The following is a 22903-nucleotide window of genomic DNA, read 5'->3' as shown; positions in this document are numbered from 1 at the left end:
TTTTATATCAGATGTTGAAAATTTGACAATTGATTCTGTCTGCAAGTAGATGTTTGTAAATTGTTGTATTTTGTATCTTAAAATACAGAAAAAGACAGGTCAATTTGAATAATAAACGTCTTCCGAGGGACAGACATGGCAGTACTCTACAAAGAATCTTCACACGCAGATAGACACTTAGAAAGCATGATGACCTCCTTGGCGCATCGTCTAGAAGTTGCCAAAGCAACAAACAACATTCAACTAGCCAGAGTTTTGGAGCGTGAGGCACAACAGTTACTACTTTCTGGCACAAACTCTCGGCGATTTAAGTTAAATAATTGGTTGCAAGCCTTGAAACAAAGGGTCGCGGGACTGTTTACTAGTTCTACGCCGCAAGTACATGAATTTGTCAATGGTAGCGATCGCTGGTGGTACACAATTAACCCACATACAGGTGAATTTGTCTATGCGGATTCTGAAGCTGAACTGCGTCTTTGGATTAAGGATTGTACTCACTCATAGTTGAAATTAGTTTTCCGTTGCATCAGATTTAGACCAACCAAAGCGATCGCGCACGCTTTCCTCAAATGAAACAACGATAACGTAGAGTACAGGTATAATAAACAACGACAAAAACGTTGCGACTAGCATTCCGCCAAAAACCGCAGTTCCTAATGACTGACGACTACCAGCACCCGCACCTGTGGCAATAACTAGAGGAAAAATACCAACCAAGGTAGAAATTGCTGTCATTAAAATCGGGCGCAAGCGTTCTCTTGCAGCTTCAATTGCAGCTTTCACTAGGGGTAATCCCTCTGCACGCAGTTGGTTAGCAAACTCAACAATCAGAATCGAGTTTTTACTTGCTAAACCAATCAACATGACTAACCCCACCTGACAGTACACATCATTAATCAACCCGCGCAACGACTGTGCAATCAACGCACCCAAGATCGCGAGTGGTACTGCCAGCATGATAATGAAAGGGTCGATAAAGTTTTCGTACTGCGCTGCTAATACTAAAAAGACAAAAACTACTCCTAAACCAAAGATGATCGGGGCTTGTCCGCCAGATTCGATTTCTTCCAACGATGTCCCTGACCATTGGTAGTCTAATCCAGGCGGTAAGACATTCGCCGCAACTTCTTCCATTGCTTGAATCGCATCACCTGAACTATATCCTTGTGCGGGTGAACCCGTAATTTCAATCGAGCGAAATAAATTAAAGTGATTGATTGTTTGCGCACCAGTTTCAGGAGTTAGCGTCACAAGATTGCTGATTGGAATCATTTCTCCTAATGCCGATCGCACATACAGACGACTAATATCTCCTGGTTCAGAACGAAATCGCTGATCAGCTTGTACGTAAACTCGATAGTTGCGCTGTCCCAAGGTAAAGTCGTTGACATATTGCGAAGCGATCGCCGTCTGTAGTGTATTCAAAATATCATCAACCGAAACTTGCAGTGCTTTAGCCGTATTGCGGTCAATATCAATCGATAATTTAGGCGTACTCGCGGCGAAAGTTGTAAAGACTTGCTGCAAACCTGGAGTTTGATTCGCTTGCGCTATGATTTGTCCAGCAGCTTGCACAAGTGAATTAAGGTCATTCACGCCACGGCGATCTTGTAACTGAAAGCTGAAACCACCAAATGTTCCTAATCCTTGAATTGCTGGGGGATTAAGTGGCAAAATTCTCGCTTCGGTAATTGTGGCAAATCGACCAAACAATTGACCAATAATGGCATCTACCGATTGTCCTGGTTCGCGGCGTTCTTCCCACGGTCTGAGACTAGAAAATACAATCCCGTTATTGGCACTACTACCTGTAAAACTAAAGCCTGCGACCGCAAAACTAGATGTAATTTCAGGAATTTGCTGAAGTTCTTTTTCTACACGCGCAATCACATCACTTGTGTAGTTAAGCGAAACGCCTTCGGGTGCTTGTACAAGCGTGATAAAGTAGCCTTGGTCTTCCTCAGGTAAAAAGCCAGAAGGGACGCGCGCAAACATCCATGCGGTCAAGCCTAACGATAAGATAAATACACCCAGCACGATCATCTTAAACCGCATGAGTGTGCGAAGCGATCGCGCATACCCGCGTTGCGAATTATCCAAAAAATGATTGAAACGATTGAAAAACCATGCTAACCACCGTGGGGGGTGCTGTCCTTGGCGTAACAACTTTGCCGACATCGATGGTGTAAACGTCAGCGCGAGAAAGGTTGATACAGTAATTGAAAACGCAATTGTCAGCGCAAATTGGCGATACAGCGCGCCTGTAGAACCAGGGAAAAATGCCACCGGAACAAATACCGCCATCAACACAAGCGAAGTTGCAATAACGGCACTTGTTAACTCGCGCATCGACTCAATCGCAGCTGCGCGCGGGTTCATTCCCTTATCTTGAATCAGGCGGGAAATATTTTCGACAACGATAATAGCGTCGTCAACGACCATCCCTGTAGCAAGCGTTAACCCGAACAGCGTTAAGGTATTGATCGAAAACCCAAAAACTTGCACAAAGATAAACGTACCAATTAGCGACGCTGGAATTGTAATTGCTGGAATCAGCGTAGTCCGCCAGTCTTGCAAAAAGATGAAAATGATTAAAACAACAAGTGCGATCGCCTGAATCAACGTACTCACAACTTCACTAAGCGATTGTTGCACAAATGCGGTTGTATCAAACGCAATTTGGTACTCCATCCCTGGAGGAAACCGCTGCGCAAGTTGTTCTAATTCGGCTTTTACCGCTGCGGCAACTTCAAGCGCGTTACTTCCAGGAAGTTGAGAAATTCCCAAACCTGTTGCTTCAATTCCCTGAAATCGTAAAATTGTACTGTAATCTTGTGCACCAAGTTCAACGCGCCCAACATCGCGAAACCGCACGAGGGAACCATTTTCTTCGGTTCTTAGAATCAACTCCTCGAATTGCGAAACATCGTTAAACTGCGTGCGCGCTTCTAAATCTAACTGAAACTGTTGTTCGTTGGGAATCGGCGGTTGTCCGAGTTGTCCTGCACCAACTTGGATATTTTGCTCATTGAGTGCATTAACTACATCCTGCATCGTTAATGCCCGACTTGCCAACCGTTCTGGATCGACCCATAACCGCATCGCATAGCGGCGTTCGCCAAAAACTTGCACGTCACTGACGCCTTGAATGCGTCGCAGCGCATCGACAATATAAAGGTCAGCGTAGTTACTTAAAAAGGTATTCGTATATTGACCGTTGTCCGAGTAAAGCCCGATCGCCATTAAGAACCCTGTTGACTGCTTCAGTACCCTGACTCCGGTGCGCTGGACACTTTCTGGTAGTTGAGGCTGCACAGTAGCAACGCGGTTTTGTACGTCTACAGCGGCGAGATCGATATTGCGTCCTGTTTCAAACGTGAGATTAATCGAGCTATTGCCGTTATTACTACTCGATGAGGAAATGTAACGTACGCCTTCTGCGCCGTTGACTGCCTGCTCTAGAATGTTTGTGACTGTATTTTCAACAACTTCGGCACTCGCTCCGATGTAGTTCGCTGTGACTGTTACTTGCGGTGGGGCAATCTCCGGATATTGCGCGATCGGTAAGTTCGGAATACTCGCCGCGCCCACCAAGACAACGATGATGGCGCAGACGATCGAAACAACAGGGCGTTTGATGAATAGTTCGACAAACATATATATGGGGGTCGGGGGTCAGAGGTCAGGGGTCAGGAGGTTACTACGGTGTATTGACTCCTACAGGTTGAGACATTGCGGTAGTTGGTATGATGGGTGCACCATCCATAAGATTGAGAGTTCCAGAAACAACAACTTGCTCTCCTGGTTCTATACCTGAAAGAACTTGATAACTGTTACCTTGCAGATTACCGAGCTTCACGGGGCGCTGTCGAGCGATAAGTTTTGGTGTGGAAGCGCCTTCTGATGCGGCTGGTGCATTCCCTTCGGGTTGTGGAGTTTCGGCGACAAAGACAAAAGGTTCTCCGGCTAAGCGAGTAATTGCCGTTGTCGGAAGCAAAATTCCTGGTTCTTCTGACCAAATTACCCTAGCACGGACAAATTGACCGCTTCTGAGTCGTCCTTCTGAATTACTAAAAGTTGCTTTTGCCAAAATGCTTTGGGCGTTGGGTTCTACTTGCGGTGCAATAAAGCTGATTTGTCCTGTAGTAATTGTCTCTCCCTGCGTGTCAGTTAATTCTACTTGTTGACCTTGACGTAAGTCTGGCGCGCGTTCTAAAGGAATTGATAGCCGCAGTTCTAGCGGATTATTTTGAGTGACTGTGGTGAGTGTAGCACCACTTGTTACAACATCGCCAAGGCGGACTGGGATATCACCAACAATACCGCTAAACGGTGCTGTAATTGTCGTTTCTTGAAGTTCAGCGGTGGCACGTTGAGCATTGGCTTGTGCCTGCTGGAGTCCTGCCTCGGCTTCTTGCAAGCTTGCCCGCGCTGCTTGTATGCGACGATTAATTGCGTTGAGGTTTGCTTGTGCCGTGCGGCGATTGCGCACCACAGTATCTAACTGCTGTCTTGGTAACGCGCCTTGAGATACTAACCCTGAAATTCGCCGAAATTCTTCATTTTGAAGGTCAACTTCTGCCTGTTGGGCGATGCGCTCGGCTTCTAATGCTTCTATCTGTGACTGGGCATTGGCACGAATTGCGCGGGCTGAATTAACGCTTGCTTGAACGCTTGCGAGGTTTGCCTGCTGCTGATCGGGTCGCAGTTGCACAAGTGGTGTCCCTGCACTCACGCGATCGCCCGAGGAAACAAAAATGCGACTAATTCGCCCTGTAACTTCGGGACGCAGGACAACCGCGCGTTGTGATTCGAGTGAACCAATAAAGTCTGTGGCGTTTTCTACGGTTGTTGTTTCCAAAGTTTCTAACCTGACAGGAATTCCCTGCGGTTGTGCGGCTGCGGGATTTTGAGCACCACTGCGGCTACTTACCCACCATCGCCAACCAAACCCCAAGCCAGTTAATAAGACAACTGCACTTATGATTGCAATCCAGCGATTACGACGCTTTGATCTTGACCGAGCTTTTGTTCTTCGTGATGTCTCCGAAGGAGTTTGTTCAGGTGTTCCTGGGTAATCGGAATTAGATTGCGTCATACGTTGTGCTCTATCCCTCGTTTATCAGAATTAAAATTTCCCAACGAACGCAACGAAATCGCGTTACCCATTGGTCGATCAATCCACATTGCTGTCCGAGTACAAAGACTTCTCAAAATCTGTGGTAGCAGCGGCAACTAAACTTTAAAAAACTTTTAAAATTATAATACGATACGGCACCGTATTACAATAAAAATGTCAACAGAGGATTAGCTAGCGATGATCAAGCTGTGCCAGACCTTCTGATAAGATAACGTTATAAGGGGGTATCCTTGAGCGACATGAGATACGAATGCTTTTTATGACGATCACTCAAACAACAAAAAGCTCACCAGGACGACCTCGAAGTATTGAAGTGCATCAAGCAATTTTACAAGCGACACTCGATTTGTTGGCAGAATTCGGGTATCAGGGCTTAAGTATTGAAGCGATCGCAGCGCGTGCAGGTGTTGGAAAAGCAACTATCTATCGTCGTTACAATTCTAAAGAAGAGTTAATTGCCGAAGCTATTGAATGTAATCGACCCCAACTTACTATACCAGATACAGGAAGCCTTTGGACTGATCTAGAAGAGGTACACAAACAAGCTGCGGAACTTGACCTCTCACCCCTCGGTCGTCAAACTATTGCCATGATTATTAGCCTGGCATCAACAATCCCACAGTTCGCTGAAATTTATTGGAAAAAATATGTCATACCTCGGCGAAAAGCCGCCTCGATCATTTTTAAGCGTGCCAAAGCAAGAGGTGAAATGTCTCCAGATGTTGACCCTGACTTGATTTGTGATTTGATGACAGGATTGCTGTTTAAGTCAATTCTTTTCCAACCTGAAACAGAGGAAATCAAAAGTTATATGCGTCGTGCTTTAGATTTTCTGCTTCAAGGTGTCACCTCAAAGCCATCACAATAACTATTTAACACTCGCAATCAGGGTTCTCAAGAAATATTAAATTTTATCATAATTCTTAATATTTAGAGAGTTTGTTTCTAGCTGACAAAACATACAAAATATTCTACGCTAGTTTAGACGACTCTGAATAAAATAATATTTTTAGACTCAATTTGTTTAATGCCACTGAAAATTTTAATAGCTTTAAGAACAGTCAGACAATCAATACTAAAACAGCAACACTACTTAATAGCCTGGCAGTGGATAGCCACTGAATTAAAGCATAATCAATTAATGGTGACAGAGTTGTCATAAAGAAAGATCGTTTGAAATAAGGAAATCTGAGATATCAGTAGATTACGCTATTCTTAACTTCCATCATTATTTATGTTTGAAGCATTCTTTCAACTTATTTGTTTGTGTAATAATTATCACCCTAAATAAGTAATGACTAAAGATACAAATACTTCTTTAGCAGAGCTAGAGTATCTTGCATATATTGACGCTAACGGTCAATTACCAGAAGGATTTCAAAATCAAGTCGGCGTGTATGCAATTTTTGACTGCGATCGCGTCTTGCAATTTGTAGGATATTCACGCGATGTACATCTAAGCCTTAAGCAACATTTGGTACGTCAGCCAGAAAAATGCTACTGGCTGAAAGTTCAAACCATTAATCGTCCTAGTCGGACAGTTTTAGAGGAAATTAAGGAAGCTTGGATAGCAGAAAATAGCTCAATTCCTCCAGGTAACGTAGCTAACACAACACAGTGGAATGAACCAATTGATGCTAAATTAGCGATGACGGCTGATGAGCAAACTAGCTATCAAGCAAGCGACGAATTGATCCAAATAAAACTCCTAAAAAGCGTAGCTCGCCGAGTAGAAGCAACAGTACTGTCAAATCTAGAATCGCGTGGTGTAAAAGTACCGATTCGCTTTAACCCAAAACTCAAGGAAAAAGGGATTTTAGATTTAACCTAACTAAGTTAATGACAAAAGGTAATTGAACGATATTATGAGTTTTCCGCCTGCTCTAGCCAAGCTTACCATTGTATGGCAGCTTCCAGCCAAAGCAGTTTATTGTATTGTGGAGGATAGAAGCTCAATCTTAACTGTAAGTGAAGTTACGGTTAAGCTAAGCGATCGCTTAAAACAAACTCCGTGATGACAACGCTGTTAAACAGTCGCTATCAAATTATTCAGGTGCTAGGTTCGGGTGGGTTTGGCGAAACCTTTCTAGCAGAAGATACGTACATGCCTTCACGTCGCCGATGTGTGATTAAGCAACTCAAGCCGGTAGTGAACGATCCTAGTATGTATCAAGTGATTCAACAGCGATTTCAGCGCGAAGCGGCAACGTTGGAAGCTTTAGGAGAAGGAAGTTCGCAAATTCCTAACTTGTATGCTTATTTCTCGGAACACGGTCAGTTTTTTTTAGTCCAAGAGTGGATTCCAGGTCAAACGCTTGCGCGTAAAGTAGCAACTGAAGGACCTCTTAGCGAAGAGGTTGTTCGCAAAATCTTAGTTAGCTTGTTGCAAGTACTAGATTACGTCCACAGTCAAGGAATTATTTACCGCGATATCAAACCTGACAATATTATTTTGCGCGAGTCTAACAACCAGCCAGTGCTGATTGATTTTGGTGCTGTCAAAGAAACAATGGCAACAGCGATCAATTCGCAAGGCAAAGTGACTCAGACGATGGTGATTGGCACTCCTGGGTTTATGTCGCCAGAACAAGCAGCGGGAAGACCTGTATATGCTAGCGATATCTACAGTCTAGGCTTAACCGCAATTTATCTACTGACAGGAAAACTACCTCAAGAATTAGAAACATCGTCGAATGAAGAAATTTTTTGGCAGCGCGATGTTCCTCATGTGAGTCCAAAACTAGCAGCAGTCATCAGCAAAGCAGTTCAGTACCATCCGCGCGATCGCTACACGACTGCAATGAAAATGTTGGAAGACTTGCAGTCGATTAGCCATATTGCCAATACGCACAAGCAAAAAGCAACGCTATTTATTCCTAACATTACTCGTCAGCGTACTGTTATAAATCCTGCGCAAACATCGCCCGTTAGCGCGTATCCATCGCGAAAAAACAATTGGTTAATCTTGGCAGTTGGTGGTTTACTCGCAGGAGGTTTAGCAGCGATCGCACTTTTTACAAGTTTTCGCCAACAACCCGAAGCAGCATTTGATGACACAACACCGCCAGAAGTTATTCCCGAACCTCCCATTACAGCAAGTCCGACACCAGAATTATCACCATCACCCATATTTCCACCAGTAGAGTCGCCTGCGCCGCCTGCACCGTTGTTTCCATCACCAAACGATGAGGAATCTTCTTCCCAAACGCCAGTTCAAATTCAGGAACCAGAGGAGCCAGAAGCCACATCGCCACCAGTAGAAGAAACCCCGCCCCCAGAGCGTTTGCCGTCACCAGTTGCGTCTCCTCCCCAAGAAAATGCAGCGCCCTCAGCAAATGCAGCAAGAATTCCTGGATTTCCTACAGGGACATCTGAAAACCAAGTCCGAGCAAAACTCGGCAATCCGACAAAAACGGCCAGAGGTATTTGGGGTAATACGCGTGCGGCAATTTATGACATCAAGCCTAATCAAGTTACCCTGGGCTATCTATTCGATCGAAATTCTGGACGTCTGCGACAAACCGAAGTCTCTTTTGCTCAATCAGTCGATACGCAAGTTATGCAAGAAACTTTGCAGCAAATGTTAGATGGTAATGCTTCTGCTGAGATTAAGGAGGGATTACAGCAAGTTTATCAACGCCGTACTAATCGTTACTCGTTTAATACGGGTAGATTGAAAGGAGTCATCGAACGCAATGATCGCGATCGCATTTATATCGGCGTATGGGATGCTGACTTACACTAAATCTCCTACATAAATTGCGAATAAATTCACCGCTATAGCAGAGGTCAGGGTTGAATAAAATTGTTCTAACTCAACGTGAAATCCGTTATCTCCAAGTGCAATTAAAACGCGCAATTAAATTAGTTTTCCCATTTTTTTTACCAACGACCCGATGTAACTGTTGTAGCATTAACGCTAATCTTTGCTTTCTCAATGCTTCTATATCCCCAGGTGACTCAGTTAAAAAATGATCTAAAACTTGGTCGTTCCTCAGCCCTACTACCCTGGCAATAGCAGGCAATGATTTACGAGCAATCTCGGCAATCATTCCCAAATGTAGATAGTTAAAAGCTTCAAAACTTCGGACTTCTGGAAACAGATAGAGATATTGGTAGATGGCACAATAGTTATCAACGAACGTGGCTGTTCTAACAGCAACTCTAGGTTCTACCATTTTAGTCGCAAGAGTTTGAGGTTCTCACTCCCATCTTACTCTAGCCAAAGTGATGAAAGAGGGATAAACTCTGATAAGGGAAGTTATCTTAAGTCCGGTTGATGAGTGATGATAAAAATAGTGGCTAGTATCTGGTGACTAGTCACTGACTACTAATTCTAATTATTTGACCGGAGATGATATAAATATGAGCTTTCATAACTAAGGCTATTATATATCCACCATTGTAAAGTTCGGGTTAACTCGCTGCTAAGGCTTCATGGAATATGATGTTTCTGCGATCATTCAAGGTTATGCGCAAGGCTATTTTCTGATGGCTGATGACGCGAATGTTCTGGGTTGGTACACAAGTCGTGATCGCACGCTTATCCCTTTAGATGAACGCTTCTGTTATCCCAAGTCATTAAGACGCATACTCAACTCTGGACGCTTTGCGGTTGCAGTTAATCGTGATTTCGCCGGTGTGGTAGCTGGGTGTGCGAATCGAGAAAAAACTTGGATTTCGCCAGAATTGCAGGAAATTTATTGGCAACTTTACCGATTTGGTTGGGCTTGTAGTTTTGAAACGTGGCAAGGTGATGAGTTAGCAGGAGGAGTTTTAGGGATTGTTATTGGCGGAGCTTTTATTGGAGAATCAATGTTTTACCGCATCTCTGATGGCTCAAAAGTTGCACTCGTTAAGCTGGTAGAACGGTTACGCGATCGCGCTTTTGTTTTTTTTGATGCGCAGATGATGAATCCTCATCTCGAACGATTTGGCGCTTATCGAGTCAATCAACGCGAGTATCGATCTCTGTTGGCGCAAGCACTCAAGCGACAGTGTTCTTTATTTTAGTTACCACTTTTGTAGCAAACGTTGGATAATTGCTATACATTAGCGATTTGCTACTGAGAAAAAAGTGTTAATTGCAACATTCGATTCGGTTGGAGACTTGTTGTGGGGAACTGACCTGATTGTTAGGATACAAGAGGTTTTTAGCCCTAGCTGGTACTGGGTATTTGAGTTATTTAGCTATCTTGGCGATACCGAAGGTGTAGTCTTACTAACAGCTTTGACATTTTGGCTTTCTGGTCGCCGACTTGCCTACAGTTTAGTTGGTATTGTTGTCTTTTCAATGACGATCGACTTAACGATTGGCACTTTAATTGGGCTACCGCGTCCAGAAGAGCCGCGAATTATCATCTGGAAAGATGAATTTACATCGTCGTTTCCTAGCGGACACTCCGCACTTGCGACCTCAATGTCGGGAATGTTGGCTACCTTAAATTGGATGCCAAAATTTATAGCAGCGATCGCAGTTGTGGGTGCTATGCTTGCTCGCTTGTACTTTGGCGTACACTACCTAGGAGACGTGATTGGTGGTGCGTTGATTGCTGCGGTGTTGATCGTTGCTTACTTGCGGATACTACCAGCACTTGATGACTTTTTTTCGGCGCGATCGTTGAGATTTTTCCAATTTTGGGGAGGTTTAATATGCGCTCTTGTTCTTGTTGCAATTCCTTTCGCGGGAGATTCAGCAAGAGTTTGGCACGTGATGGGCACTGTGGCGGGTTTTATTATTGGTGGTTTAATCGAATATCGTTACTTACGCTACTCGCCTACACCGCTTGCGCGTACAGCGTTAACACTCAAGCTATTGATTGGATTAGGTGTCTTGATTCCGCTTTTACTGATCCCGCTATTGCTTGACGATCAGCTTGTGCTGAAAGCTTTAACCTTCTTTTTGGCTGCATTGTGGAGTTTACTATTTGCACCAATTCTATTTACTCGGATGCGGCTATCGGCTACACCTAGGGTAACTAGGCGTTTTCGCTAACCGACTTTCGTTTCTGTCACTAACGTTAAGCTATACCATTCACCTTTATTGTTATAACGGCGGATAATTCTTTGACGCATATTAGATTGAATCAGCCAACCGAGTTCCAAAAAAAAGGCTTGTCCAATTCGGACGTGTTGCGGTGAAGCCGCAGAAGCGCCGTCAGGAAGTAATAACACTTGATTCCATTGCGAACCTGTTTCAAACGATAAAACCGAACCTGCGATTCTTCCTGTTGAGCTAATCGTATGGTGCGAACCTTGCTGCATAATGCTGAGGTGTTGTACAAGTTGCGTATCGCTTGTCTTTTCTATGCGTAGCTGTGTCGGATAAACATCACTAACTTGCCCGTCGGGATAGCGTGTTATTGCTTCTCCTTGCCACTGTCCGACTAAATGTGCAACTTGCAATGCTGGGCGTTCTGGTGTTGTACTATGCAGAAGTTTCTCGCGAATCAGCGTAATTCGGTCAAGGTTGCCAGTTTTATCGAACAGCTGTACTAAGCGTAAGCGGCGATCGCCTGCAATTAATCCGTGTTCTGCACCAAACTCAGAATAAGGAGCAAGTTGAATCGAGCCTTGGGAGAAAGCACCATTTTCAAAAAATAAAATTTGCTTTCCTAATGTGCTGTATTGTAAAACTGTCTCATCGATACTTTGATTGGGTAACGTACGCCTAATAATTTGGCGCATTGTTTGATTATTGTCGATTCCCTCTAAAGAAACAACGGTAGGAGTATTTTCGATTAACTCTCCTTGCGGTGACAAACGCGTAAATGACCCTTGCCATTCACCAACATTTTGTAATAGACATTCCCACTGCGATCGCATACCTAACCTTGATGATTGCTTCTCCTCCATCATGGTATCTTTAGTAGCAATCTCACTGCACAGGCACCTGGGCTTGCGTTGATGATGTAGGGTTACTAACTTCACTGTATCTGAGTATAAAACTTAGAAGTACCATCTTGGTATTTATGTTCTCACCGTGGAATTGTAGAGAAAAACCTATCATACAAATCCTTAATACTTATCTTGAGGATATGTGCGAATAGTGCGAATAGGGAGAATCTAGACTTGATAAAATGAAAATGAGAAAGTAAATGGGAAAAAGCGAGTCACAATTCCATGCCTTCGGAAGTCGTTGTTGAAAAACAAAAGTTAAAAAACCCTCCCCTTGATCTTCGCTACTTAGGTGATCGCGCCTTGCGCCAGCCTGCTAAACGAGTTGCGAAAGTCGATCAAGAACTGCGCCTCCTTGCCAAAGAGATGCTACAAACGATGTACACTGCGGATGGCATTGGTTTAGCCGCACCTCAAGTAGCAGTCCAAAAACAAGTGATTGTGATCGATTGCGAACCAGACAATCCAGCTAACCCACCGCTGATTTTAGTCAATCCAGTCATTAAACAACTCAGTTCACAATTGTGTGTGATGCAAGAAGGATGTCTGAGTATTCCTGGTGTTTATTTAGATGTTGTGCGTCCGCAAGTTGCCGAAATTAGCTATAAAGATGAAAACGGACGTCCGCGAACACTAAAAGCAAACGAGTTACTCGCGCGTTGCATTCAACATGAAATCGACCACCTTAACGGGGTACTATTTGTAGACCGAGTAGAAAATAAAATTGCACTCAATGCTGAGCTATCAAAGCACGGCTTCTCGGCAAAAGCTGTTAAACCAATCGCTTAGGAAAATCACAAAATGACGACAATGACGCCCAAAAGCGGGCTGTTCCTCGGTGGCTCGTGCATAGCAGCGATCGCCGGAGTCGGTTCGGTGTTTGAACTTTCTTCTGGACAACCAGATTTAGGAGTAACTGCTACCAGCGTTATTCTGGCAATTAGCATTCCCTTAACTTGCTTTCTCTTTTATGCAGCGGTACGCGATACCAATGCTGCCAACAATAAGTAAAAAATTGGGGCGATCGGGTAGAGGAAATTTATACTTCTACTTGTGATGCCCTCAGCATTTCACGCGGTATGCATAAACATCGCTAATTGTGCAGGCGTTGAGTATTGGCGACCTCTATCACAGCGATGACTAACTGCTGTATGCTGTTGCCAACACAGTATTTCAACCCATGACCGGACAAGATAACGCTGAGGGATTTTTGCAGCAATTACCTCGTGGTATTGAAGGGGAATCAGGTATTGTTCACCGTTACCCCCTCTCTAGAACTCAAGAGGTGATTGTGGGGCGCGATTCTAGCTGCCAAATCGTCTTAGATTCTAGTATCTATGGCACGGTTTCGCGTCGTCATGCCGTTTTTCGACCGATGCTGACTAGTAGGATTCAGCCGCGTTGGCTTGTGTGTGACTTAAATAGTGCTAATGGCACGTATGTCAATGGATATCGTTTAGCGCAATGTCAAGAGCTACGCGCAGGCGATCGCATTACGCTTGGATACAACGGCGCGGAATTCGTTTTTGAGTATACAACGCCTCACGCCTATACTCAACAATCTGCACCAGAAGAAGCAGCAAAGCTTGTTGGGAAATCATCTAAATCGTCGGATCGCGCAGTCAGCTTTACTCAGCTATTTCCAATTGCAGCGACAGCAAAGGATTTGACAAGTAAGGCGTATCTGATTCCAGGCGTCCTGACGGTGATCTTTGTGGTTTTGATGTTTGCTACCGTAGGTCGACCGGAAACAGCTGACTTTAATCAGATACTTGTGGCGATTTATCTTGCTGGGGCAGCGTATTACTTTATTTATCAGCTGTGTGGCAAGCGGAAACCTTGGTGGACAATTTTGGGAGTCGCGATCGCGTCTTTTTTGATGTTGCTGAGTCCGATTTTACCGTTATTCATTTTTGTATTTCGTGGGCTGCTTCCTGGTCAAATTCCGCTAACGGCTGATTTTGTTGGCTTTCCTGAATTACTGATGCGGATGTTTTTTGGTGCTGGATTAATGGAGGAACTGCTTAAGGCGTTACCCGTATTTTGTGCATATTTGATTGGGCAGCGTCTGAATTCTCCTTGGCGAGAACGCATCGGTATTGCCGAACCTTTAGATGGAATTTTGCTTGGAACTGCTTCGGCAATGAGCTTTACTTTGGTAGAAACACTGAGGCAATATGTACCAGAAATTACTCGCGGTGCAGCCTTTCAGGGTGGAATTGGTGTAGGTCAACTTGTCGGTTTTCAACTATTAATTCCTCGAATCTTAGGCTCTGTCGCGGGACACATGGCATATAGTGGGTATTTTGGTTATTTCATTGGTTTAAGTGTGTTGAAGTCACGTCAGCGTTGGCAAATTTTAGGAGTAGGATATTTTAGCGCTGCGGTACTTCATGCGCTGTGGAATGCTACAGGACTTTTAAGCGGCTTGCTTTTAGCTGTAGTTGGTGTCGTGTCGTATGCGTTTTTAGCCGCCGCTATCTTAAAAGCACGAGTCCTCTCACCAACGCGATCGCAGAACTTTGCTACTCGGTTTGGCAAACGACCGTAGAATGTGAAGCGAAGATTTAAATCATTTCATTGGGTTTATGCCCGTTGTAGTGAGGAGTTTCTGTGACTGTGATTTGGGCTAAAACGTAACATGCGATAACCAAACTCGCCTTGGCTTGTTCGATTTCTGATAAATCATCCCAAGCATGGTGATGTAGATGACTGATTACTGCTTGCGATTCTTGCTTAACACTACATAGCGTTTGTGCAAAAGGGCGCGCTAAAACCAGCAAATCTGCTTCTACGAAATTTGGGAGTAAACCACGAACGCATAGTACTAATTTTTCTGTCAGTGAATTTGGCGCGGGGAAAACTTGTTTTGCTCGATCGGCGATCGCTTCCAGCCAAGCATGAGGTACGTAACTTGCAAAGTCATGTTGCCAATCTAGAAGACAATCAATATCCGAAGCCGAGTTTTTCTTACTTGGCGTTACCGTAAACCAAAGTTCTGTTAATTTTGAGAAAAAGTGTTGCGATCGCGCTTGAAATTCGGCTGATGATACTTCGGATACAAGCGCATCTTGTTCTTCAAAATAAATTTCTGTTTCTGGATCGGCAGGATTCCACGGATAGATAGTATTTTCTGATGACAAAAGAGCTGCTAACAAGTCCAATTGCGCTGGCGAAGGAGGCGATTTGCTACCGTCTTGCGCTGGATTGAATTCTTGTGCCATGGTAAAACTCCTGAAATTACGTTGACAGAAAAATGCTGGTATGAGTAGCTACACTTGCTTTACAGCTATTTCCGTAACTCAAAAAATCATGCTAGCGCTTGTAATTCATAAATTTTTGCGCTTCGAGCGTAAACTCAAAAGAAAGCTTTGGCAACTCTCAAACTTTAACTGTATTCTTACTACTAAAGGTACTTCCTGATGAGGGATGTTTTACCAGCGTTCGGTAGATAAAAATAGCATAACAAAATGAGAATTTTCTCGTAAGAAATACGAAAAGCTAAAAGCTTAGCGACCGTTTTTCCTCATTTTTTCTTCCAGCATTACGTAACGTGAGAGGTCTGTTCAACGGAGATTCTGAAGTTGGTAGTGATTGGTTTGCAATTGGACAAGAGTTGCTTTTTGTCTGTCCTAGCGTTTTTTCAATATTTGGTAATAAGGTTGCTTGCTCAATCCAGCCTTCTTGTCCTAGTTGTAGAAGTTGTGCAGTTGCATTTTGCGGTAGTTGCAGATTGCTCGCGGTTGTATTGAAGTTTTCTGAAGGATTAATCACACAAAGAAATTTGAGTCTCAATAAGTCGCCCTGCTGAAGATTTTCCTTTTTACCGGTTACTTTCAAGATGCCATGCATCGGAACTTGTGCAAGTTGAGATTGTGAAGCGACATTCGTTGCGATCGCATTCGGGTTTTGCTCAAGATTAATTTGGCGATTGATTTGAACCAAAGTGCCAACGGATAGCGGCGTTGGTGTTGCGGTTGGTGATGCGAGTGGCGATGGCAAGGTTGTCGGATTATTCAGCGGCTGTCTGCGATGGAATTGTGGTAAAAAATAAGCAAGCAATCCCCCACCCAAGCTTAAGAGCAACGTTCCTAGCAAAATGGGTAGCAAAAGACGCGATTTCGGACGTTGCGTTGGCAGCAAAACCGTTTTACGAGTTGAGGTATCAGCGCGATCTTGTTTGATTAAATCGTGTTGTGATGCGATCGCTGTATTCTGGCGATCATCGAACTGAGGTTCTTTGAGTAAAGCGATACTTAGTGGGTTTGTTGGCTCGGAATATTTAACTGTACAGCGTACAAGTGCAACCGTAACGTTGTCGTGTCCGTTTTGAGAGTTGCTCATTTCGACTAATCGGGTAACGGCGTCAGCTTCCTTAAGACTGCCATTCACCGCAGGTAAAAGCACCGTATCCCAATATTCTTCTACGCGATCGTAGTCGCTTAAGCCATCCGAACAAAGAAGAAAAATGCAATCTTCATCAAGCACAAACCGCTGCACAGTAGGGTGCAACGCTGCTGAGGAACTCGTTCCAAGTGCTTGTACGAGTGAACCAGACGAGGCTTGTTCTAACGCATTACGATACAGCGAATAGCCTAAGCGAACCTCGCGCGAAGCAACATCATCGTCTAATGTCAATTGATGGCAGCCTGTACGGGTAATCCAATAAGCGCGACTATCGCCTACGTGCGTAATATACATTTCATGCGCGCGCTCTACTGCCATAACCAGAGTCGTACCCATGCGTTGACGACCAAAGCGCTGTTCGTTGTCGTTGCGTTGGTTGATGCGATCATTCGCGATGCGGACGAAGCGCTCTAACTCGCGCGTGAGTGTCATCGCGTCTAAATGGATATCCTCTAAAGGCAGTTGCTTGACTTGTTGTAGTGTATCGATTGCAAGTTGCGAAGCAACACTACCTCCTTCATGACCGCCAATTCCATCACAAACAATCGCTACTGCGGGTGCTGATGTTGTTGTGGTAGTCCCACTCGGAGGATAGCACGCATCTTCATTGCGTTGTCGCGTTGGCCCTGTGTCTGTGAGTGTACTGATGACTAGTTTTCGTACTTGCGATCGCCCAAGTTCCGTAAGACCTCGATCTAATGCGGTCGTCAAAGAATCTGCATTGAGATTGCCTTCGATCATCGAATGGCACAACTGTGCGAGAAATTCCGCAATACTGGGTTGTGCTTGATCGATTAACTCTAGCCATAACCGTCCTAATTCAGCAATTGTCGGTTGTGGTTGTTGCGATCGCAACTGTAATAACCGCACTAAGGAACCTTCGACGCGCAATAGCTGTAAATCGAGTAAACTCGACGCGGCTCCTTCACTACTCAGTGGTTGCCACAATTGGGCAATTTGCCATAGCCAATTCAACTGTCGCAATGACGTTGCATCTTGCCACGCTTCAGCTAGTGCTGGCAATAACTGTCCCGCCAGCGGCGTTCCTTCCGCATAAATTGGTGCCTCTAATAATAAAACATCGCAATCAGCGCGTCCTGGCAAAAATCCATAAACTTGCGGAACTTGGAGACGGTAAGGAATTAATCTTAAATATGGTTTTGTGGTTGCCGTAATTTCACACGCTTGTGCTTCGGGTGGTAAACCTGGCTTTGTGTCAAGAAAGACGCGTTCACTTATGAGTAGATACCGTTGCGCGATAACTTCTCCAATTTGGTATTTTTCAATATCCGATCCTACTGCCCACAGGTAGCGCTTTGGCAGAAACGTACCGCATTGCTGGCAATATTTGTCGCGTTCATCATTGACAGCTTTGCAGTATTCGTTTGGACATTGGAGCATTGCTGCTTCGTTCTGCATAGTTTTCGCACCGATCAGCCATTGAGGATTTTGTACAGCCGTGGTCGTACGAACTGATTAGCTTCTAAATTGCCACATTGAGAGCTTTGTGCAAAACGTTTCCTCGTTTCCTCCGCTGTAAAGACGCGTTTCATAAAATTGATTTTCTCTGCTCTGATACAAACTGTCTAATTTTATGATAGGGTTCGCCTGGGGCAATGCTGCCACTTCTCTACTTGCACTCGATTATAATTTTAATGATGGTTTCTTTACATCAACAGAAGTTGAAATATCTTCTTCATTAAAAAGAGATTTATTTTTACCCGTCATGGTTCCCTTCCTTCAGCTAATCAGTTAATATCCAAGCTCATTATTTTTTCAACAATATATCTATTAATCGAATAGTTGTCTATTTTTTTAAAGTAAATATTTATTTCAATAAAAACTTGAAGCGCTTACCACCAAATTCAAAAGTGCTATATTTAACCGTTATTATAGCGCAGTGTTGAATAATTCGTGAGTTATATATGCTCCTTAGCAGGACTGGGCAATCACAGCTTTGAGTGTCAAGGAGAGACTTGTTTCAAAAAATAATTTGATAACAGTTGTGGGTATTCTTTTTTTCATAAATCGTTGGCGTTCTGCAATTTATATAGTAAATAATTTGTAGATTACTATGCAATAACAATCATTACAAAATTAACTTTGTGATTGAGTGCTATAACTCAAAATTATTCGTTATTAATGACTAGCCTCAGCATTATTTATCAAATAACCATTTACAATTAGCTGAAATGCTATGCTTCTGACAAATATCAAATTACGCCGTTGGAAAGATGCGATCGCGCATATTGTTCTTTAACCTGTAGAAATTAGATAATTGTAAAATTACCATCCAAATTTATGGCAAGCGAACAAGAAAAAGATACTCATCGCGCAGTGAATCCTGGCGATGTTATTTCCGATAAACCTGAATCAGTTGAAGAAAAAGCTCAGCAACTTGCGGTAGATTCTCCTGATATTACTGGCGATCACATCCAAGTTCCTGCTTATTTTGTCGTAGACGAGCCAGATGGAGAGGAAAAAGCATTACATCATGTTAAAGATGCAGAAGAAATCTCAGATGTCATTAGACAGGCACGCGTTGACGAAGACGGTGAACGTAAGTGGTGGTAGCCGTTAGTTTGTATTAGTACAAAAACTAGATGTACCAAAACGGTCATATTGAAATTATCCAGGGAGTCAATGCTCTCCCTGGATATTAATTTTATTTCGTTATTTTGCCATTGAGATGCAGTTATTGAGAACTAATTTTTACTTTCTTCAGTTGCAACTTGAGGAATACCCATACTGTAGTTAACGACGCGTCCGCGCAGGTTGTAACCGATTTGACCAGTTTGTAAGAGATGACGAACAAAATGCTCTAAATCTGACCCAATCCGGCGAAGATTGTAATCCGTTAAATCTGCACCAGTATAAGACTCTACCAATTCATCAAACTTGCGATACACCTGCTGGAGAGCATCTTCATTCCAGTTGAATTCGTTGTCTGGGTCTACATCCAGCGTCAAGACTTGGTTGCTAGGAACTAACTCACCATCTTTATCAACTTCAGCAGAAAAGATGCGTATATGGCGAGTTGTGGACTTAAGAAGCTGATCTTCCATAGGTGGATGACTGAACAGAAAAAATCACACTGAACTTATTCTAGACTTAATCTGCATCAGTTATCAGTTTTGCCATAAAGATGTGCTTGCGCTACGTGCAGCGCCCTTATGCGATCGCTTAACGCGAAATCATCCCCGTTTGACGCGCATACGCGAAAATCCCGCCAGCGTCAATCACAGGTCCTACCTCACCTAAAGGTTTGAGCGCATAAACTTTATTCAAAGAATGATTCACAATCTGGTTTCGGTCAAAATCAATCGTTACCTCTTGTCCTGTTTGAAACTCATCGCATAAGCGTTCCACGGATTCCCACGGATAAAGTTCGCCTGTCGCAGCGCAGTTACGGAAAAAGATCCGTGCATAAGACTGAGCGACAACCGCTTCTACTCCTGATGCGCCTAAAGCGATCGGCGCGTGTTCGCGCGAAGATCCACAACCAAAGTTTTCTCCCGCCACAATGATTGGATAGGTTGTTTTCATCTGTCCTGGAGCAATAAATTTACCATACCTATCCGGTAATCCTACTAAAGCATAGCTTCCTAGCTTCTCGTACTCATCAGGCTTTGAAGGGACTAGCGTCAAATACTCCGCAGGAATAATCTGGTCGGTGTCGATGTTATCATCTACAACAAAAATTTTACCTTGAATTACTTTATTCATTAGTAGGCTCCTCCAACTTTGGACGATTTTACACTTGTTTTGAAGTGCTTAACCGCAGCATAGTAAAAATAAGCACAAGTATTTCCGTGCTATCTAATAACGTTTTGATTAGCAAATTTTTAACATTATACATTTTTAGTTTAAGTTGTTCTTTTAAAGTTAACTTGCGAGTCAATGTTTCATTTGCAGGCTGCGATCCTAAAATTAACTCTTTTTATATTTTTGTGTGTCAATCAATACCAGTAAGATATCAGTACTTGTATCTCAACTGAAACTTATAATCATCGCGAACCGTCATCCATAAAAGAAAAGACTTAGAAAAGTCTCACAAACTCCTTACAGAAACTTTATTGTATTTCAGCTTAAAGGCTCAATAATAGTGATTGACTACATTGCTCCTACTCTCAAGGATTTGTCCATAGTGTAAAGAAAAGTTAAATTGAGATAAATTAAATGCTCTGGTTCAGATTGAAAAACAAACGTTTTAAAAAATTAGCTTAAGACCAATTAACCCTTATCTACTTAATTACTACAAAAAATCAAAATATTTAAAGATATGAAATCTGACGCAATCCCACCCCAATCAAACAAAGCCGAAGTCAGCGTTTATGAGTGTAACATTCAACTTAAGTTTCGACTCATTGAAGAGAAATGTGCTTTACGCAATCGCGATGACTTACTAGAGTTGCTGATCGAGGCGTTTGCTAACGGGGCTGACGAGTATATGGAACCCTTGCACGCACACGTAGACGCACAGGAGATTTCTGAGCTAGAAGCCTCGCCTCAAATGCGCCGTCAACTGATGCGGTTGCGGAATTCATTAGATTTAGCCTAAAGTCAGATTTTTTTTGTTAGGGTGTTGACAAAACTGAGGAGAAGTAGCTATTCTAATAAAAGTGCAAATCAGACGCCCCCATCGTCTAGAGGCCTAGGACACCTCCCTTTCACGGAGGCGACGGGGATTCGAATTCCCCTGGGGGTATAAAAACAATACGTTTTGGATTAGTTCAAGGAAGGCTGACAATGCCTTCCTAATTATCTTGAGGACTTGGCAGGCGCGAACGTGGTTCTGTGTCCTGACCGAGATAAGGCAGGGCTAAAGCATTGTGAGGATATAGCGCTTGACTTTCCTGATGCTAAATGGCTTTATGTTCTCCCCAATTCCCCACTGTGGCAACGAGTACCCAATAAGGGCGGGTTAGACATTACGGACTGGGTAACTGATGACGGTGCTACCCGTGAGGAGATTTTGGGGGCGATCGGTGACAAGCGCCAAGAGCTAGAGAAACTCATAGCGCAACCTGACGAGTTAGCACACAGCACCAATGATGAGGATAAAGTCTGTAAACTAGCGCGTCAGTTCCAAGAAGTGCAGGCAGTGCTAGGACATCGGCTGCGACTCAACACGCTGAGGAAGCAAATTGAGTTAGATGAGGAGCCAATCAACCCCGACCGAATTCATCTCAAGTTGGCGAATGATTTTAACCTCCAAATTCCCAGAAGTAACGCGCTTGATATTGTGACTGAACTAGCCGAGCAGCGTGCTTACAGTCCCGTAGTGGAATATCTGACTCGCGTTTATAACCAACACGGGGGAAACGGCGACATTCTCAAAACGATTGCATCTCGCTACTTCGGCACGGATAACCCTATCTACGACACCTATTTACAAAAGATTTTAGTTGTAGCAGCAGCCAGGGCTATGCAACCAGGATGCAAGATGGACACGGCGTTAATCCTGCAAGGTAAGCAGGGAGTTGGTAAGTCTTCATTTTTCAAAGTCCTAGCAGGTGAAGATTGGTTTGACGATTCACTCGGTCACATCAGTGACAAAGATGAACGGCTCAAGTTGCACGTTACTTGGTTTATTGAATGGGCAGAACTGGAATCGGTATTCAAGCGCCGTGACCTTGCTAGCGTTAAAGCTTTCTTGACTTGCGCAAGAGATTATATTCGTCCATCCTATGGTCGCTCAGTACAAGCATTTGACCGTCCTTCTATTATTGTCGGCACAACTAATCAAGATGAATTCTTAGGTGATTCAACAGGCAACCGACGCTTTTGGGTAATTCCAGTGCAGCAGGAGGTTGACCTTAAACTACTGCGTACTGAACGCGATCGCATTTAATTTGCAGTTCAGCATGAGTACGGGTACTACTACCCGTGCATTAAACGCTTTTGTAATTTAACTGTGGTAAGGATACCGCTCCCCGTACCTTAAAACCTTTTACGCGAACTGTACCTAAAGCTAAAACTTTTATGGCGACACCATAGAGTATCGGGGAAATACTCATCAAATTTAGTTATTGATTCTGTACGTTTTCCATAATTGATACTGCTTCCTTGATAATAGCTTTTCCTTTACCAAAACTATTAGTTGGGTAATTAAGTGTCTCCTTGAGCATAGCTAGGACTTTCTGATTATGTACGTTATCCATATTGCTAGTATTCTCACCCCGATCCAAACGTCTTGCATAGTTTAGTAACTCTTGGGCAAAACATTCAGGTACTCGGATAGCAACAGTCTTTTTGTTATTCCAAGGAGATGGTCTACCTGACCCTTCACGCGATCCACCACGACCAGACATAGACATAGATTACTTATAGGTTTTGTACAATACCATAGTAATATAGATAATGATTTTGTACAATATCTATGTAATGTGATATTGTGACAGGGTAGTCCTGAATAAGTAAGGATAGAGAGTAGATGGTAGTTCTAAATACGTAAGA

20 protein-coding genes, 1 tRNA gene and 1 pseudogene are annotated in these 22903 nt (G+C 43.5%); 13 read left to right on the top strand and 9 right to left on the bottom strand.

What is annotated here, in order from left to right; translation table 11 throughout:
* Positions 1–135 precede the first annotated feature (135 nt).
* A complete protein-coding gene (locus NIES1031_RS05095) occupies positions 136–504 on the top strand; it encodes a hypothetical protein (RefSeq protein ID WP_073548423.1) in 369 nt (122 codons plus the stop codon).
* 6 nt (positions 505–510) lie between these two features.
* Here NIES1031_RS05095 and NIES1031_RS05090 read toward each other — a convergent pair whose 3' ends face one another.
* Together NIES1031_RS05090 and NIES1031_RS05085 are read right to left on the bottom strand one after the other, a co-directional pair.
* On the bottom strand, positions 511–3657 hold the full coding sequence (locus NIES1031_RS05090; RefSeq protein ID WP_073548422.1) for an efflux RND transporter permease subunit: 3147 nt from the start codon (positions 3655–3657) through the stop codon (positions 511–513).
* A gap of 43 nt (positions 3658–3700) precedes the next feature.
* The gene (locus NIES1031_RS05085) at positions 3701–5098 is read right to left on the bottom strand and encodes an efflux RND transporter periplasmic adaptor subunit (RefSeq protein ID WP_073548421.1); all 1398 of its coding nucleotides are present in this window, start codon (positions 5096–5098) and stop codon (positions 3701–3703) included.
* 301 nt (positions 5099–5399) lie between these two features.
* On the opposite strand from NIES1031_RS05085, the gene NIES1031_RS05080 reads away from it, so the two are divergent.
* From NIES1031_RS05080 to NIES1031_RS05070, 3 genes are all read left to right on the top strand, one after another.
* Positions 5400–6008: a TetR/AcrR family transcriptional regulator gene (locus tag NIES1031_RS05080; protein ID WP_143167709.1), complete on the top strand. Its 609-nt coding sequence runs from the start codon at positions 5400–5402 to the stop codon at positions 6006–6008.
* A 426-nt stretch (positions 6009–6434) separates the two neighbouring features.
* Positions 6435–6971 carry a GIY-YIG nuclease family protein gene (locus NIES1031_RS05075; RefSeq protein ID WP_073548420.1) on the top strand — a complete coding sequence of 179 codons (537 nt, stop codon included), beginning with the start codon at positions 6435–6437 and terminating at the stop codon, positions 6969–6971.
* Between the two features lie 183 nt (positions 6972–7154).
* Positions 7155–8885: a serine/threonine-protein kinase gene (locus tag NIES1031_RS05070; RefSeq protein WP_073548419.1), complete on the top strand. Its 1731-nt coding sequence runs from the start codon at positions 7155–7157 to the stop codon at positions 8883–8885.
* A gap of 154 nt (positions 8886–9039) precedes the next feature.
* Here NIES1031_RS05070 and NIES1031_RS05065 read toward each other — a convergent pair.
* Positions 9040–9318, bottom strand: a pseudogene (locus NIES1031_RS05065) (IS701 family transposase); the annotation flags it as partial.
* A gap of 259 nt (positions 9319–9577) precedes the next feature.
* Between NIES1031_RS05065 and aat the strand changes: the two are divergent.
* Positions 9578–10153 carry a leucyl/phenylalanyl-tRNA--protein transferase gene (aat, locus tag NIES1031_RS05060; protein WP_073548417.1) on the top strand — a complete coding sequence of 192 codons (576 nt, stop codon included), beginning with the start codon at positions 9578–9580 and terminating at the stop codon, positions 10151–10153.
* 64 nt (positions 10154–10217) lie between these two features.
* On the top strand, positions 10218–11135 hold the full coding sequence (locus tag NIES1031_RS05055; RefSeq protein ID WP_084544254.1) for a phosphatase PAP2 family protein: 918 nt from the start codon (positions 10218–10220) through the stop codon (positions 11133–11135).
* Here the strand turns inward: NIES1031_RS05055 and NIES1031_RS05050 are convergent.
* Positions 11132–11965: a DUF3598 family protein gene (locus tag NIES1031_RS05050; protein ID WP_073548416.1), complete on the bottom strand. Its 834-nt coding sequence runs from the start codon at positions 11963–11965 to the stop codon at positions 11132–11134. The two genes, NIES1031_RS05055 and NIES1031_RS05050, sit on opposite strands and share 4 nt — an antisense overlap.
* Positions 11966–12262: 297 nt before the next feature.
* On the opposite strand from NIES1031_RS05050, the gene def reads away from it, so the two are divergent.
* The 3 genes from def (at position 12263) to NIES1031_RS05035 (ending at position 14588) form a co-directional block, all read left to right on the top strand.
* On the top strand, positions 12263–12826 hold the full coding sequence (gene def, locus NIES1031_RS05045) for a peptide deformylase (protein WP_073548415.1): 564 nt from the start codon (positions 12263–12265) through the stop codon (positions 12824–12826).
* A gap of 21 nt (positions 12827–12847) precedes the next feature.
* A complete protein-coding gene (locus tag NIES1031_RS05040; protein WP_196797622.1) occupies positions 12848–13048 on the top strand; it encodes a hypothetical protein in 201 nt (66 codons plus the stop codon).
* Between the two features lie 169 nt (positions 13049–13217).
* Positions 13218–14588, top strand: coding sequence for a PrsW family glutamic-type intramembrane protease (locus NIES1031_RS05035; RefSeq protein ID WP_073548414.1), 1371 nt, complete (start codon positions 13218–13220; stop codon positions 14586–14588).
* A 16-nt stretch (positions 14589–14604) separates the two neighbouring features.
* Here NIES1031_RS05035 and NIES1031_RS05030 read toward each other — a convergent pair whose 3' ends face one another.
* Together NIES1031_RS05030 and NIES1031_RS05025 are read right to left on the bottom strand one after the other, a co-directional pair.
* On the bottom strand, positions 14605–15261 hold the full coding sequence (locus NIES1031_RS05030) for a hypothetical protein (RefSeq protein ID WP_073548413.1): 657 nt from the start codon (positions 15259–15261) through the stop codon (positions 14605–14607).
* Positions 15262–15538: 277 nt separating this feature from the next.
* Positions 15539–17863: a protein phosphatase 2C domain-containing protein gene (locus tag NIES1031_RS05025; protein ID WP_073548412.1), complete on the bottom strand. Its 2325-nt coding sequence runs from the start codon at positions 17861–17863 to the stop codon at positions 15539–15541.
* 882 nt (positions 17864–18745) lie between these two features.
* Between NIES1031_RS05025 and NIES1031_RS05020 the strand changes: the two genes are divergently transcribed.
* A complete protein-coding gene (locus NIES1031_RS05020; protein ID WP_073548411.1) occupies positions 18746–19018 on the top strand; it encodes a hypothetical protein in 273 nt (90 codons plus the stop codon).
* Between the two features lie 131 nt (positions 19019–19149).
* On the opposite strand, the gene ndhM is transcribed toward NIES1031_RS05020, so the two are convergent.
* Both ndhM and NIES1031_RS05010 read right to left on the bottom strand, forming a co-directional pair.
* The gene (gene ndhM, locus NIES1031_RS05015) at positions 19150–19509 is read right to left on the bottom strand and encodes an NAD(P)H-quinone oxidoreductase subunit M (protein ID WP_073548410.1); all 360 of its coding nucleotides are present in this window, start codon (positions 19507–19509) and stop codon (positions 19150–19152) included.
* A gap of 118 nt (positions 19510–19627) precedes the next feature.
* Positions 19628–20170, bottom strand: coding sequence for a LeuD/DmdB family oxidoreductase small subunit (locus tag NIES1031_RS05010; RefSeq protein ID WP_073548409.1), 543 nt, complete (start codon positions 20168–20170; stop codon positions 19628–19630).
* A 556-nt stretch (positions 20171–20726) separates the two neighbouring features.
* Between NIES1031_RS05010 and NIES1031_RS05005 the strand changes: the two genes are divergently transcribed.
* The 3 genes from NIES1031_RS05005 to NIES1031_RS04995 all read left to right on the top strand — a co-directional run bounded on the left by NIES1031_RS05005 (position 20727) and on the right by NIES1031_RS04995 (position 22298).
* Entirely contained in the window at positions 20727–21005 is a 279-nt protein-coding gene (locus NIES1031_RS05005) for an Npun_R1517 family heterocyst differentiation transcriptional regulator (RefSeq protein ID WP_015189754.1), read from the top strand.
* Between the two features lie 74 nt (positions 21006–21079).
* A tRNA-Glu gene (locus NIES1031_RS05000) sits at positions 21080–21152 on the top strand.
* 81 nt (positions 21153–21233) lie between these two features.
* Entirely contained in the window at positions 21234–22298 is a 1065-nt protein-coding gene (locus NIES1031_RS04995; protein WP_178378048.1) for a VapE domain-containing protein, read from the top strand.
* Positions 22299–22473: 175 nt separating this feature from the next.
* On the opposite strand, the gene NIES1031_RS04990 is transcribed toward NIES1031_RS04995, so the two are convergent.
* Positions 22474–22758 (bottom strand): hypothetical protein, encoded by a 285-nt coding sequence (locus tag NIES1031_RS04990; RefSeq protein ID WP_218596672.1) that lies wholly within the window; start codon positions 22756–22758, stop codon positions 22474–22476.
* Positions 22759–22903 lie beyond the last annotated feature (145 nt).

It is taken from the genome of Chroogloeocystis siderophila 5.2 s.c.1, assembly GCF_001904655.1.
In the GTDB taxonomy this organism is placed as follows: Bacteria; Cyanobacteriota; Cyanobacteriia; order Cyanobacteriales; family Chroococcidiopsidaceae; genus Chroogloeocystis; species Chroogloeocystis siderophila.
This window is presented reverse-complemented; position numbering and strand designations above follow the sequence as displayed.

Bases quoted from the DNA above. Each gene is read 5' to 3' on its own strand.
- def (WP_073548415.1), top strand. From the start codon at position 12,263: ATGCCTTCGGAAGTCGTTGTTGAAAAACAAAAGTTAAAAAACCCTCCC.
- NIES1031_RS05035 (WP_073548414.1), top strand. From the start codon at position 13,218: ATGACCGGACAAGATAACGCTGAGGGATTTTTGCAGCAATTACCTCGT.
- NIES1031_RS05080 (WP_143167709.1), top strand. From the start codon at position 5,400: ATGACGATCACTCAAACAACAAAAAGCTCACCAGGACGACCTCGAAGT.
- NIES1031_RS04990 (WP_218596672.1), bottom strand. From the start codon at position 22,758: ATGTCTGGTCGTGGTGGATCGCGTGAAGGGTCAGGTAGACCATCTCCT.
- NIES1031_RS05070 (WP_073548419.1), top strand. From the start codon at position 7,155: ATGACAACGCTGTTAAACAGTCGCTATCAAATTATTCAGGTGCTAGGT.
- NIES1031_RS05025 (WP_073548412.1), bottom strand. From the start codon at position 17,863: ATGCAGAACGAAGCAGCAATGCTCCAATGTCCAAACGAATACTGCAAA.
- NIES1031_RS05050 (WP_073548416.1), bottom strand. From the start codon at position 11,965: ATGCGATCGCAGTGGGAATGTCTATTACAAAATGTTGGTGAATGGCAA.
- aat (WP_073548417.1), top strand. From the start codon at position 9,578: ATGGAATATGATGTTTCTGCGATCATTCAAGGTTATGCGCAAGGCTAT.
- NIES1031_RS05020 (WP_073548411.1), top strand. From the start codon at position 18,746: ATGGCAAGCGAACAAGAAAAAGATACTCATCGCGCAGTGAATCCTGGC.
- NIES1031_RS05075 (WP_073548420.1), top strand. From the start codon at position 6,435: ATGACTAAAGATACAAATACTTCTTTAGCAGAGCTAGAGTATCTTGCA.
- NIES1031_RS05095 (WP_073548423.1), top strand. From the start codon at position 136: ATGGCAGTACTCTACAAAGAATCTTCACACGCAGATAGACACTTAGAA.
- NIES1031_RS05030 (WP_073548413.1), bottom strand. From the start codon at position 15,261: ATGGCACAAGAATTCAATCCAGCGCAAGACGGTAGCAAATCGCCTCCT.
- ndhM (WP_073548410.1), bottom strand. From the start codon at position 19,509: ATGGAAGATCAGCTTCTTAAGTCCACAACTCGCCATATACGCATCTTT.
- NIES1031_RS05085 (WP_073548421.1), bottom strand. From the start codon at position 5,098: ATGACGCAATCTAATTCCGATTACCCAGGAACACCTGAACAAACTCCT.
- NIES1031_RS05010 (WP_073548409.1), bottom strand. From the start codon at position 20,170: ATGAATAAAGTAATTCAAGGTAAAATTTTTGTTGTAGATGATAACATC.
- NIES1031_RS05090 (WP_073548422.1), bottom strand. From the start codon at position 3,657: ATGTTTGTCGAACTATTCATCAAACGCCCTGTTGTTTCGATCGTCTGC.
- NIES1031_RS05005 (WP_015189754.1), top strand. From the start codon at position 20,727: ATGAAATCTGACGCAATCCCACCCCAATCAAACAAAGCCGAAGTCAGC.
- NIES1031_RS05040 (WP_196797622.1), top strand. From the start codon at position 12,848: ATGACGCCCAAAAGCGGGCTGTTCCTCGGTGGCTCGTGCATAGCAGCG.